Consider the following 12,985-nt stretch of genomic DNA (forward strand, 5'->3'; position numbering starts at 1 on the left):
GCTGTACCAAACTTGACGCTGCTATCGGCAGACGCGCTTTCCGAATTTCGGGTCCACTTCATTTCACCAGTTAGCGCGATTTCCCAGACCAACCGAGAAACCAAGTGCCCGCCCGAACGGTAGTAAATGACAACTGGACCTTCAACCTTTTGGCTCATGTTCTTCATCCATAGGTCGCCAAACACCTGACAAAGCGCTGAAGGGGGCATGGCGCAACAGTCGCTTCGCCTGGACTAAAGTTGAATGCGGGACCAGCCTCGCCAAGGCGCTACGTTCAGCCTGAAATACGTCCAGCGTCAGGATGGTCAGCTCACGCGTCTATAGCGCACGATGGCCAAGGACGGTTCAAAGTCTCCAAGGTCGGCACGAACTGTCCTGCGCATCGCGTCAAGAGCTGCGGGGGGGCCGAAGCCGCCTCCCATTGCCGCGTCATCATCCCCGTCGTCAACCCAAGCCAGCAGCGGAAGCAATGTGCCACGAAAGGTTGCAGCATGAGGGAACGATGGGTCTAACAACGTGCAAATATATCGTCACCGTGACGATCGTCATGTGCGTGGTCACCAGTCAGATCAGCGAAAGCGGCCACCAGATTTAGGCGAGAAGACCTTCAGCCGTCTACTGCAGACACCTCTCCATGCCGGCGATCATTAGCTGGGGGGATTACCAGTTGCCTTGCAATGGACGGCCCGAAGAGATAAGCCGGCTTCAATGTATGCTGGAGTTCCCGCTCGATCAAATTTATAGGCATTCGATAGAAGCGCCGCACATACCCACTACATTTCTTTTAGGTACGGGACTTGTGCAGGATCGACGCCAACACATTCACTCGCCAGACGCGGCTCAAGCAGAAAGTGGTAACTCATTCAGTTCGTCTTCATCTGTCCGAACTTCGACGATCTCTGCGCGCCGTCTGATCAAGCTGGATGCGCGTACACACAAGAGGCCGAACGAAGACCGCTTTGATCAGAGTCATCCGCAGACCATATGACACAGCCGTGCGCAATCCTGCCGTTGTGCCAAAGGCAACTCTAGTTAGAAGGACGATGGACATCTGTTGAGCAGTAACTTGGTCAACGCGTCGTTTCTTTTGCATAGATCCCATCCATCTTCGGAACGCATTTCGGATGAAGCCTTTTTACAAGGCTGGAATGCCGAAGGACTCCTTGCGCCAGACAATAAAGCATGGCGCCAGCCAGAGCGCCTTCGTTCAACAGCTCTTGGCATGTAGGTGAACGTATCGAGAGAACTCATCGCGTCACCCGTAACTGGCCAGTTGCCGCGCGAAGCGCTGCAAGGGGCGCGGCCCACAACGCTCCGCATCAGTGCACCATCGTTGCAGGCGGGCCAACAGTTGCTCTTGCGTTTCAGACGAGCGGTCCCACAGCGTTTCAAGCGTCTTCTGCGCCATATGCATTCGATGAAGACGTTCACTATGCGTCAACACCCGTTCGAGATCCCCGCACTGCGCACCAGAGAGACGGCATGGCGCTTGCTGCAACAACCCCTTGGCTTGCTGTAGGTCTGCCCTCGATATCAAGTTCGCCATTCGCGGACGCTCAGCCTGAAAGACCGCTTGTTTGAGCACAGTCAATTCCCGCATCAGGACCGCGCGATGTCCCAGAACCAATTGCAGCGTGCGCAGGGTCGGCGCGAACTGGCCGGCACAGCGCGTCAATGGAACGGGCGCCTTGCGCAGTGTTGCGAGACGCATCAATCCCATCAGCCTGATATAGACCCAGCCGACGTCCACTTCGAACCAGCGGACGGAGAACTTTGCCGAGGTAGGAAAAGTGTGGTGGTTGTTGTGCAGCTCTTCGCCACCGATCAGTACCCCAAACGGCAAGATGTTAGTCGCGGCCTCTTTGCATTCGAAGTTGCGGTAGCCGAAATAGTGCCCGAGACCATTGACCACCCCTGCGGCCAGAAACGGAATCCACATCATTTGGAACGCCCATAGCGTCAGCCCCGGAATTCCAAACAAAAGTAGTTCAATCACCAATAACAGGCCCACGCCTTGCCAGGTATAACGCCCGTAAATTTTTCGTTCCATCCAGTCGTCCGGACCACCTCCCCCATAGCGCCCAACCAAGCCGGGGGCGCTAGCCGCTTTCCGGTAGAGCTCAGCGCCCCGCCACAAAACTTCATTAATGCCCTCCTGTAACGGGCTGTGCGGATCTCTTGCTGTTTCGCAGTGCGCATGATGACACCGGTGTACCGCCACCCACTCCCTCGTCACCATCCCCGTGGTTAGCCATAGCCAGAAACGAAAGCAGTGCGCCACAACTGGATGTAAGGTCAATGCGTGATGCGTTTGGCACCGATGCAGGTAGATCGTCACGGCGACGATCGTCGCATGCGTCATCGCCATTCCGACCAGGATCAATTTCCACCAGCTCCAGGCCAGCAATCCCCCCATCAACCATTGCACGGTTTCTCCCATCACGCAGATCCTTTCAACTTCACTAAACTACAGCCCCGGATGTGCGATGGCGTAAGTGACCGCATCACGCAACTGGTCGTACCGATAGCCGCCGTAATGAAAGCGCCCTGTTGCAAAGACGATGCGATGCTGACGCATCAAGAAGTCCTCCGCGTCTGTCGGGCGATAAGCGCTCCGCCAATTCGGCCGAAAGCCATCATCAGGTACGAACCCCTCTTTGGCATGTTCAGCGATGGCGTAGCGTAAAGCATCGCCAAAGACATCGTAACGATATTGCCGGAAGGTGTACCGGAGCCCGTCGAAAGAAATCTCGTACTGTTCCGCCAGGAGCTGGTCCGCCGATGGCTTGCGCAACGTGCCGTCAACGCATTCCGTATCCCCGGCCCCACCAGCGACAATGCCGCTTTCCATGGCAATGATTTCGCGCTTGGCGCGCGAAGTGGCGGCAACATTGGCATCCTCTCGCGTATCAAAGGCCTCCTCGGGGAACACGACGGAACGTTTGCCGAGGTTCCGGAGAATAGCAGTCGACGCGAACCTGCGCACGCCATCCTGGCAACGAAACTCGGTACATCGCAAGACGATACGCCATCCATGGAACAAGGTGTCTTCCCGCCATCTCATCGCGCACTCCTTCGCTCGCGTTGGTGAAGGATTAGTGAAATGAGGTCGCGACGAGCAAGCTCTCGTTTCAGGCGAACCACGACTTAGAGAGGAGTGTAGGCCATACCGCCATCCTGGTTAGTCCCGGGAATTAAGGCTGCCCGGCGCCAATCATTGGTCAAAGAAGCGTCATGACCCCACTATACGCGCAGCGTACGAAACCACCTATTCATTTCGGTGGCCCTGCGTGCCTTGGTGCTTCATGAACTCAGCCTCACTGGCAGCGTTGCGCTCTTCGCGCGCGGCAATGGGATCGCCGCCGCTATCAATCCGGTTTGCGGCGCGCTCGGCGTCAGTGTGCGGCCCTTCGGCACCGGTTTCATGCGCGTCATCGTCGCCCGGAGGATGCAGCATGTCCTTCAACATGGCACTTAGTTCAGCAGCATCCGGGGCCAACCCGCGCCTTTTCCTCTGATGGATATAGTGTTGGATTTCGGCTTCTTGTTCGGCGCTCAAGGGCAACCCGTGGAAAGCGGTTTCTGGTTCATTGCTGTGCACGATATCTCTCCAGTCCGGCATGACACCAAGTCTACGCTCTATTCCACAACTATTGGAAACCGATTTCGCTGTCCATGAGCGAACTGCGTTTGCCTGGCTAACTTGTTAGCGACAAGGCATGGTCGCGTGGTTGCACCAGATTGAACTCGGCGATCCGGGCAAGTATCCGCTTTGTGATTGCGCGCGGGGTCGCATTATCGAATGTGAATGCGGCAAATTTATCCCCGCCAACACGTCCCACCACGTCGGCCTGCCGAAAGGCGCTACGAAAGAGCCGTGCTGCTTCGCGAATCAGGTCGTCTCCCGCAGCGTGGCCAAGTTGGTCATTCACATTTTTTAGTCCATCGACATCGGCGAAAATGACGGCGCAGGCAAGACGCTGGCGGCGGGCGATCAACAAACACTGTTCCGATTTGGCGAGAAAACCGCGTCGATTCTGCAGGCCCGTCAGTTCATCCTGAACGGCCATTTCACGTGCTACCACTGCCTCACTCTCACTGATTCTTAACTCTTCGACGAGCCGCGATTCTGCCGCCGCATGGGCCTCGTGCTGTTCATGAACCAGTTCGTCACAGTTCAGCTGATGCAACAGGGTCGTGAGCCGAATGCCCGCCAGTTCGGCGATAAGCGGGAGCACAGCGCGCGCTCCGCGCAAGATAAAAGGGCCCGCGGGCCGCTCCAGCGGGACCTTCTCCAACATCTTCCTTAGTTTGCGGCATTCCTGATGGTTCATTTCCAGGAATTTTTTCTTCCCGGGAGGATCGAGGTAGTAACAACTGTCGCCGCCCCCTCGATTGCTGATCAACAAAACACCGTCAGGCTTCAATGACGACAGATTCTGATAGATGGATCGTAATGCGGCTTCGACGTTTACGGCACTCATCAAAGCCTTTGCAATCCGCAACAGCATCATGAACTCGTTCTTAGACGGTTGGCGCGCATCACCAGAAGGCGCCAGGCTTCCATTCCTCCGAAGAGTCCGAGCCCCGAACACATCTGGGTTCGGGCTCGTTATCGCTCCGAGTTTTTCCATGATGTGTGCCCTCACAGATGGGGGGTGATCTGTCCGGCACTTTGCGGAAAGACCGCGAACCGAGCGGAACGTCAAGGAGCACAGTGCCCCGGACAGGCAATGCCCCACACTAGCACGTGGCACATTCCAAGTCGATTGCTGCTTCTTATCGAACGGGTGCATTGTAGGCACGCTCCGGCTCACTCAATGTTCCTGGCGCGCTCGCTGTCGTTGGAGGCAACGGGCAATGCCTGAGCTAACCACTTCAGTTCCCCACGGCCTTGCGGACCAACAATGATCGCGGTGCAACAACGCTGTAGCATTTACAAATCAGAGAGCCGGCGCTAAGCTAGAAGTTCAGCCGAATACATTATGTCATCTTCGAAATAGGACAAAGGAGACGCAGACGTGCGTGTGTTGACTGCCGCAATTTCGGTGGTAAAAATTCAGATCGATCCGCCTGCAGAGGGCGGACAGACCACCGTGCTTGTTTATCAGCACGTGAATCGCAAATCACTGGTACCTTGCCAACCAGAGACGAGCTATTTTGTTGTTTCGGATGGAGAAGAGAGGCGTATCGCCAGGGCACCAGAATGGGATGACGCACTTGGTGGTTTTGAGAAAGCGTTTTGGGATGAATCCGGAAACGCTTATATTGCTTCGGATTCAATGGGTAAGATCGATCGCATCTTCCCGTCCCCTTCAATGGGCCACTCTACTTGTTTGGATGCAGACAGCCTCGACCTTCGATAAGCGCTTCCAGCCTTCCCACCAAGAGCGCATTCGTGCCCAAGCATCGAAATAGCCAGCTTTTCTCACACGTGGCCACGGTGACTTAATGAAGGGCGGCGTAATCACCCGCTATAGGTGCATTCTGCCGTCGACATCGGCAATACCATTCCATGAAGAGATAAGACTTGCTCATCGTTCTGGCGCGATTCGACGAGGACCGTGACGTCGTGTTGGACGAATGGCGAGACGCATTCGACGAGCGACGCTAGACATGTCCTGTATCCGCGAGCGGACTGCGTCCGAGCTCCTGTTGTGACTGGACAGCCCACACCGTACGTCTGCGTTTGACCGCCCTCCCCATTCCAGCTACTCTCGATCAATGCTTCTCCATTCAGCGCCCCTGGAGCACCTGTTGGGCACATCTTTGCTACCCTGCCATGACCTTCCACGTTAAACGGCTTGCAGCACATCAGTTCGAGCAGTTCATCTCAGAGGTGGCAGACTACGCTATCTATACGATATCTCCGGAAGGCGAGATTACCAGCTGGAATGTCGGCGCGGAACAATCGACGCAATACGCCGAAACGGAGGTGCTGGGCAAGCATTTCTCGCTGTTCTGCACCGCCGAAGATCGCATTACGCGACTTCCTGAGGTGGCACTCCGCGTGGCTGCAGAGCAGCGTTTCGAAGGCGAAGGCTGGTGTGTCCGTAAGGACGGAACCCAGTTTTGGGCAAATACCGTGGTGGATGCAGTGCGTGACGTAACGGCAAAGCTGATCGGCTTTACCGTCATCACACGGGACATCACGGAGCGGGTTCGGGCGCAGGAAGCACTCTATGCGAGCGAACAGCAATTTCGGCTGCTGGTACAAAGCGTAACTGACTACGCCATCTACCTCCTTTCGCCCTCCGGCATCGTCACCAGCTGGAACACCGGCGCCGCGCGCATCAAAGGCTACGAGAGTGAGGAGATCGTTGGCCAACATTTTTCACGTTTCTATACGAACGAAGACAAGGCCGCTGGGCTTCCTGAGATCGCACTGAAGACTGCCGAGCGAGAAGGGAGATTTGAACGCGAAGGCTGGCGCGTCCGCCGGGACGGCACCCGATTCTGGGCACACGTCGTCATCGACCCGGTGCGGGACCGTATGGGCCAACTGATAGGGTTTGCCAAGGTGACACGCGACGTCACTGCGAAACGGTATGCCGACGATGCACTTGCGCGTGCGAAGGACGCGCTATTCCAGTCCCAAAAGGTAGAAGCACTTGGCAAGCTGACAGGGGGCGTCTCGCATGATTTCAACAACCTCCTGAACGTCATCGTCAATGGTTTGCACTTGCTAAAACTCGAATCGAACCGTGAGACGCAACAGCGTACGATCGATACAATGGAGCGCGCCGCAAAGCGCGGCGCCAAATTGACGCAACAGTTGCTGGCCTTCGCGCGCCAGCAGCCGATTCGGCAGGAGCATGTCAACGTCAATCAGGTATTGACAAGTTTTGAGCCCGTCCTCCGGCGCGCAATCCGCAGCGATATCTCGCTCGATCTGTCTCTTGCTCCCCATTTGCCCGACATCCTGGTGGACGAAGCCCAACTAGAAGCAGCAGTGCTCAACCTGGTCGTCAATGCTCGCGATGCCATCCAAGGGAACGGCAGGATCGTGATCAGCACAGAACTGGACGACACCCCTGCCAAGCGGCCAGATACCGGAACTGGGATCGCGTGCGACATTCTCCTGAGAGTAGAAGATACTGGGACAGGGATGAGTGAAGAGGTCGCTCAACGGGCTATCGAGCCTTTTTACACGACCAAGCCGCTCGGCGAAGGCACTGGACTCGGCCTCAGCCAGGTTTACGGACTCGCGGGACAGTCGGGGGGCACTCTCACTCTCGCCTCTTCGCTGGGCCGCGGCACCATCGTCACGCTTGCCATCCCCATAGTAGCAAGCGCAACCGCGAACGCATCCACATCATGTCCCATCAAGGTCCTGGTCGTTGACGATCAGCCTGAGGTACTGGAGATGACCGTTCAGCTCATCGAGAGCCTCGGATACTTAGCTCTCTCCGCGCATAGCGGCCAAGCGGCCCTGGACCTGCTGAGTCACGACCCCGGCATAAGCATTCTCTTCAGCGATGTCGTGATGCCTGGGATGAACGGCCTCGAATTGGCGTCGAGTGCGATCGAACTGGCACCTATGCTGAAGGTGATCCTCGCAACCGGGTACATGAATTCCTTCCTGCTCGAGCAGCGGCACGGCTTCGGATTGGACAATTTCCCACTGCTGCAAAAGCCGTTTTCCTTCGAGGATGTCGCCCGACAACTGAAAGTGCTCGCCACCACATGAAAAGTGAGACCGTGATATTCCCTGGTTGTCGATACGGTTAATCCCGAAGCCTCGACGGCAAAGCCGGCTTGAGCTAGCGCTTGTGGCGCACAAAGGAACTTCCGACGAGACTGGATCTTGGAAATGCCCGTCAAAGCCCGTCAGCTGCAATGCATGATGGGCTTGTCCAGTTCCGTTCTCAAATAGTGCGGGCCGGACACCTGTGCCGTTATACTGATTGTCTTGAACTGCCCACGAGCACTCAATGCACTGCTACCAGACTGGCTTTCGAACCGCGTCGCCACAAAGTTTATGCGGTCACGTGAGGACCGCACAGACAACTGGATGGTACGGACGCCCATTTCCGAATGCTTCTCTTTGTGATCCAGGTTAGCGGCTGCGCCGGAATGCATTGCGCGGCGCCGCCCGCTTCGGCGAATCGATGTGACGGAATGTGATGCGCCCCTTGCTCAGGTCATACGCCGACAACTCAAGCGTCACCCGGTCACCCGCGAGGATGCGAATAAAGTTCTTTTTCATACGCCCTGCCGCATACGCGATCAGGCGATGCCCATTTTCCAGTTCAACACGAAAACGGCTGTCAGGAAGCACCTCATGCACTACGCCCGGCATTTCAATAAGGTCTTCTTTTGCCATCTCTCACAACCTTCGCACAATGTGGATATTGGTGGCGCGAGAACCCCACGCCGACTCGGTGAGCTCATACGAAACGAGCTTTTGCTCAAGTAAGCCTGCAGGTTGATCTCCAACAAAGTCCCCAATCTCGGCTGCAATATCGCATCCCCCAGCATCCGGTCTGATCTGACCGATGCCCTTTAGCCTGCTAAACCAATGAATCGTGCCTGTATGTGTGCTCATGTGCTGCTCCCTTGCTGTAGACGTGCGAACCCAATTCTCAAGTAGAGCCAGTGGTCGAGGATCGGACAGGAATGGCCGCCAGGCCGAGACAGGTAGGAAACAGGACGGTGACGAAGTACCGAAGTGGGAGGTCAGTGTATAGGAAGTTGGCCAAATCACCTAATCTGCTTGTTCCGATAGTTCTTCAATTCAACATTCTCTGAGGGGAGAACTGGGCAAGCATGAGCCGGCCCGAATAAGCACGTCCCATGGGTAAATGGGTTGCACGTTCCCAAGCTGTTGATTTCCTTAGAAATTGTACAAAAACGCACATCAGTTCGAGGCGTAGGGCCCTGCAGTACGTTTGCAGTGTTTTGGAGGATGTTATGCAGGCACTGTGATCGGCTTTGCGTTCATGGGGAGCAAATCATCCAGGAGCGAGGAATCAGCGTTACAGGAACTGGCCAGAATTAAAGCTCATTGATAATTCTGTGGGGCGATCATGCGATTTTTCTGGCAAGCGTATGCACCTAAAAATAAAGCCCTGTAAAAACAGGGCCTTACTGGTCATTTAAGCTGGAAATCTAATATTGCCATTTGGAAATTCACTCCCACTCGATGGTCGCTGGCGGTTTACCGCTGATGTCGTACACCACACGGTTCAGCCCACGCACTTCATTGATAATGCGGTTGGACACCTTGCCCAGCAGCGAGTGCGGCAGGTGCGCCCAGTGCGCGGTCATGAAATCCTGGGTCTGCACGGCGCGCAGGGCTACGACGTAATCGTAGGTGCGGCCATCGCCCATCACGCCCACCGATTTCACCGGCAGGAACACTGCGAATGCCTGCGAAGTCGCGTCATACCAGTTCTGCGGTGCGTCCTCGCCTGCCATCACGGCGCCTTCGTATGGGGTGTTGCGCAGTTCTTCGATGAAGATGGCATCAGCGCGGCGCAGCAGGTCGGCGTATTCCTTCTTCACTTCGCCCAGGATGCGCACGCCCAGGCCTGGGCCAGGGAATGGATGGCGGTACACCATCTCGTGCGGCAGGCCCAGGGCCACGCCCAGCTTGCGCACCTCGTCCTTGAACAGTTCGCGCAGCGGCTCGAGCAGCTGCAGCTTCATGGTCTCCGGCAGGCCGCCCACGTTGTGGTGCGACTTGATGGTCTGGCCTTTCTTGCCCTTGCCCGCGGATTCGATCACGTCAGGGTAAATGGTGCCTTGCGCCAGCCACTTGGCGTTCACCAGCTTGGCCGATTCGGCCTGGAACACTTCCACGAACTCGCGGCCGATGATCTTGCGCTTCTGCTCCGGATCGGTCACGCCGGCCAGGTGGCCCATGAACTGTTCGGTCGCATCGACCGGGATCACTTTCACGCCCAAGTTCTTGGAGAACATGTCCATCACCATCTTGCCTTCGTTCAGGCGCAGCAGGCCGTGGTCGACGAAGACGCAGGTCAGCTGGTCGCCAATGGCGCGGTGGATCAGCGCTGCGGCCACGGAGGAATCGACGCCGCCGGAGAGGCCCAGGATCACTTCATCTTTGCCTACCTGCGCGCGGATCTTCTCCACGGCTTCGGTGATGTAGTCCGGCATGTTCCAGTCTGCCTTGCAGCCGCAGATCTCGTGCACGAAGCGGCCCAGCATGGCCTTGCCCTGCACGGTGTGGGTCACTTCCGGGTGCCATTGCACGGCGTAGAACTTGCGATCTTCGTCGGCCATGCCGGCGATCGGGCAGGATTCGGTGGACGCCATCAGCTTGAAGCCAGGAGGCAGGTCCAGCACCTTGTCGCCGTGGCTCATCCAGACCTTCAGCATGCCGTGGCCTTCATCGGTGACGAAGTCGTTGATGCCGTTCAGCAGCGCGGTGTGGTTGCGGGCGCGCACTTCAGCGTAGCCGAATTCGCGTACCAGGCCGTTTTCCACTTTGCCGCCCAGTTGCGCAGCCATGGTCTGCATGCCGTAGCAGATGCCCAGTACCGGCACGCCGATTTCAAATACGGCTTGCGGTGCGCGCGGGGAGTCGCCCTCCAGCGTGGAGTTGTGGGAGCCGGACAGGATGATGCCCGATGCGCCGTAGTTGCGAATGAATTCGTCGTCTACGTCGTATGGGTAAACCTCGGAGAACACACCCGCGTCGCGCACGCGGCGTGCGATCAGCTGGGTCACCTGGGAACCGAAATCAAGGATGAGGATTTTTGAATGCATATTTTCGGGGGCAAAAAATAGTGCGGCGACACTTGGTCGCCGCCTTGCGGAGTTTCTTATTCGGAGCGGTAGTTCGGCGCTTCTTTGGTGATCTGGACGTCGTGCACGTGCGATTCACGCATGCCGGCCGACGTGATCTCGACGAATTCTGCTTTCTCTTTCAGTTCGTCGATGGTGGCGCAGCCGCAGTAGCCCATGGACTGGCGCACGCCGCCCACCAGCTGGAACAGGATCGCCAGCACGGAGCCCTTGTAGGCCACGCGGCCTTCAATGCCTTCCGGTACGAACTTGTCCTGCTTGGCGCTGGCGTCCTGGAAGTAGCGGTCAGCCGAACCATCGGCCATCGCGCCCAGGGAGCCCATGCCGCGGTAGGACTTGTACGAACGGCCCTGGTACAGGATCACTTCGCCCGGCGCTTCTTCGGTACCGGCGAACATGGAGCCCATCATCACAGTCGATGCGCCGGCTGCCAATGCTTTCGAAATGTCGCCCGAGAAGCGGATGCCGCCGTCGGCGATACATGGAACGCCTGTGCCCTTCAGCGCTTCGGCCACGTTGGAGATCGCGGTGATCTGCGGCACGCCAACGCCTGCAACGATACGGGTGGTGCAGATCGAGCCTGGGCCGATGCCGACCTTGACCGCGTCCGCGCCGTATTCAACCAGCGCCTTCGCCGCGGCTGCGGTGGCGATATTGCCGCCGATGACGTCAACGTGCGGATACTTGGTCTTGATGTACTTCACGCGGTCCAGGATGCCCTGGGAGTGGCCGTGGGCGGTGTCCACCACCAGCACGTCCACGCCTGCCGCCACCAGCAGGTCGATGCGTTCTTCGTCTTTCGCGCCGACGCCGACTGCCGCGCCAACCAGCAGCTTGCCGTGCTGGTCTTTCGAAGCGTTCGGGTGTTCGGTGGATTTCTGGATGTCCTTGACGGTGATCAGGCCGCGCAGTTCAAACGCTTCGTTCACCACCAGCACGCGCTCCAGGCGGTGCTTGTTCATGAGGCGCTTGGCTTCTTCGGTGTTGGCTTCTTCGTTGACGGTCACCAGCTTTTCACGCGGGGTCATCTTGGCGCGCACTTCAGCGTCCAGTTCTTTTTCAAAGCGCAGGTCGCGGTTGGTGATGATGCCGACCACTTCTTTGCCCTGAACGACCGGGAAGCCGGAAATACCATATTGCTCGGTCAGCTTGATCACGTCGCGGATCTTCATGTCCGGCGGAATGGTGATCGGATCGCGCAGCACGCCAGCCTCGAAACGCTTGACCTTCGACACTTCACGCGCCTGGTCTTTCGGCTTCAGGTTCTTGTGAATGATGCCGATGCCGCCTTCCTGTGCCATCGCGATCGCCAGGCGGCTTTCAGTGACGGTATCCATTGCTGCGGACAGCAGCGGAATGTTCAGGGAGATGTTACGGGTCAGGCGAGTCTTGAGAGACGTATCCGCAGGCAGGATGTTGGAATACGCGGGGACGAGGAGCACGTCATCGAAAGTGAGTGCTTTTTGGAGCAGACGCATAGTATTTCCTATAGGCGCAAAAGCAGATTATACAGGAAACATTCGCTTTCGTCTCGGCAATCCTAAAGCACAGTTCAGGCCATGACCGGCGAATACATTGCTAGCGCTACCATCTGCACAACACTTTGCTGCGTCGCACAATCCAATTCTGTTTACAAATTCTTGCAGTAGTCTAAACTTGCCATCACTGATAGCGCTATCAGTCATTAAGGAGACTTATGGAGAACAATATGAACCTGCGCTGGGTTGTCATGGGCGTCAGTGGCGCCGGGAAAAGCGAGATCGGCGCGCGCCTGGCCGCGGCACTTGGCGTGCCCTTCCTTGAAGGCGATAGCTTTCACCCTGAAGAAAACGTGGCCAAGATGTCGGCCGGCACTCCCCTGAACGATGAGGATCGCGCGGGCTGGCTGCAAAAGCTGCGCAGTGAAATCAGTGCAGCCCGCGAACGCGGTGAAGGCCTGGTGCTGTCCTGCTCTTCGCTCAAGCGACGCTACCGCGACTTGCTTCGCAGCGGCGATCCGGAATTGCGCTTCGCCCACCTGCACGGCGAACGCGAAATCCTCGAGCAGCGCATGCGCACCCGCCCCGGCCATTACATGCCGGCCTCGCTGCTGGAAAGCCAACTGCGCGACCTCGAACCGCTGCAAGCCGACGAAGCTGGCGTCTATCTCGACCTGACACAGCCGCCACAACAGCTGGTCAGCCAGATCCTGCAGCACCAAGCCTAAACCAAC

At 57.3% G+C, this 12,985-nt stretch carries 10 protein-coding genes; 3 read left to right on the forward strand and 7 right to left on the reverse strand.

Translation table 11 applies throughout. From position 1 onward, the window contains the following. Positions 1-1,255: 1,255 nt before the first annotated feature. From ACN9MY_RS18195 to ACN9MY_RS18210, 4 genes are all read right to left on the reverse strand, one after another. Positions 1,256-2,440 (reverse strand): DesA family fatty acid desaturase, encoded by a 1,185-nt coding sequence (locus ACN9MY_RS18195; RefSeq protein ID WP_426318197.1) that lies wholly within the window; start codon positions 2,438-2,440, stop codon positions 1,256-1,258. Between the two features lie 27 nt (positions 2,441-2,467). Continuing rightward, entirely contained in the window at positions 2,468-3,064 is a 597-nt protein-coding gene (locus ACN9MY_RS18200) for a hypothetical protein (RefSeq protein WP_426161882.1), read from the reverse strand. A gap of 204 nt (positions 3,065-3,268) precedes the next feature. Then, positions 3,269-3,601 carry a hypothetical protein gene (locus ACN9MY_RS18205; RefSeq protein ID WP_426318198.1) on the reverse strand — a complete coding sequence of 111 codons (333 nt, stop codon included), beginning with the start codon at positions 3,599-3,601 and terminating at the stop codon, positions 3,269-3,271. A gap of 97 nt (positions 3,602-3,698) precedes the next feature. Continuing rightward, positions 3,699-4,634, reverse strand: coding sequence for a GGDEF domain-containing protein (locus tag ACN9MY_RS18210; protein WP_426335900.1), 936 nt, complete (start codon positions 4,632-4,634; stop codon positions 3,699-3,701). Between the two features lie 387 nt (positions 4,635-5,021). On the opposite strand from ACN9MY_RS18210, the gene ACN9MY_RS18215 reads away from it, so the two are divergent. Together ACN9MY_RS18215 and ACN9MY_RS18220 are read left to right on the forward strand one after the other, a co-directional pair. After that, positions 5,022-5,366, forward strand: coding sequence for a hypothetical protein (locus ACN9MY_RS18215; RefSeq protein WP_426335901.1), 345 nt, complete (start codon positions 5,022-5,024; stop codon positions 5,364-5,366). 416 nt (positions 5,367-5,782) lie between these two features. After that, positions 5,783-7,690 carry a PAS domain S-box protein gene (locus tag ACN9MY_RS18220; RefSeq protein ID WP_426335902.1) on the forward strand — a complete coding sequence of 636 codons (1,908 nt, stop codon included), beginning with the start codon at positions 5,783-5,785 and terminating at the stop codon, positions 7,688-7,690. 369 nt (positions 7,691-8,059) lie between these two features. On the opposite strand, the gene infA is transcribed toward ACN9MY_RS18220, so the two are convergent. The 3 genes from infA to guaB all read right to left on the reverse strand — a co-directional run bounded on the left by infA (position 8,060) and on the right by guaB (position 12,251). Next, positions 8,060-8,326 carry a translation initiation factor IF-1 gene (gene infA / locus ACN9MY_RS18225; RefSeq protein WP_426161886.1) on the reverse strand — a complete coding sequence of 89 codons (267 nt, stop codon included), beginning with the start codon at positions 8,324-8,326 and terminating at the stop codon, positions 8,060-8,062. Between the two features lie 806 nt (positions 8,327-9,132). Further along, a complete protein-coding gene (gene guaA / locus ACN9MY_RS18230; RefSeq protein WP_426335903.1) occupies positions 9,133-10,734 on the reverse strand; it encodes a glutamine-hydrolyzing GMP synthase in 1,602 nt (533 codons plus the stop codon). 56 nt (positions 10,735-10,790) lie between these two features. Next, positions 10,791-12,251 carry an IMP dehydrogenase gene (gene guaB / locus ACN9MY_RS18235; RefSeq protein ID WP_130312186.1) on the reverse strand — a complete coding sequence of 487 codons (1,461 nt, stop codon included), beginning with the start codon at positions 12,249-12,251 and terminating at the stop codon, positions 10,791-10,793. 218 nt (positions 12,252-12,469) lie between these two features. Here guaB and ACN9MY_RS18240 point away from each other — a divergent pair, with 218 nt between their 5' ends. Beyond that, positions 12,470-12,979, forward strand: coding sequence for a gluconokinase (locus ACN9MY_RS18240; protein ID WP_426335904.1), 510 nt, complete (start codon positions 12,470-12,472; stop codon positions 12,977-12,979). Positions 12,980-12,985: the final 6 nt, after the last annotated feature.

Origin of the sequence: Pseudoduganella sp. R-31 (assembly GCF_049913235.1) — a bacterium.
In the GTDB taxonomy this organism is placed as follows: domain Bacteria; phylum Pseudomonadota; class Gammaproteobacteria; order Burkholderiales; family Burkholderiaceae_D; genus Rugamonas.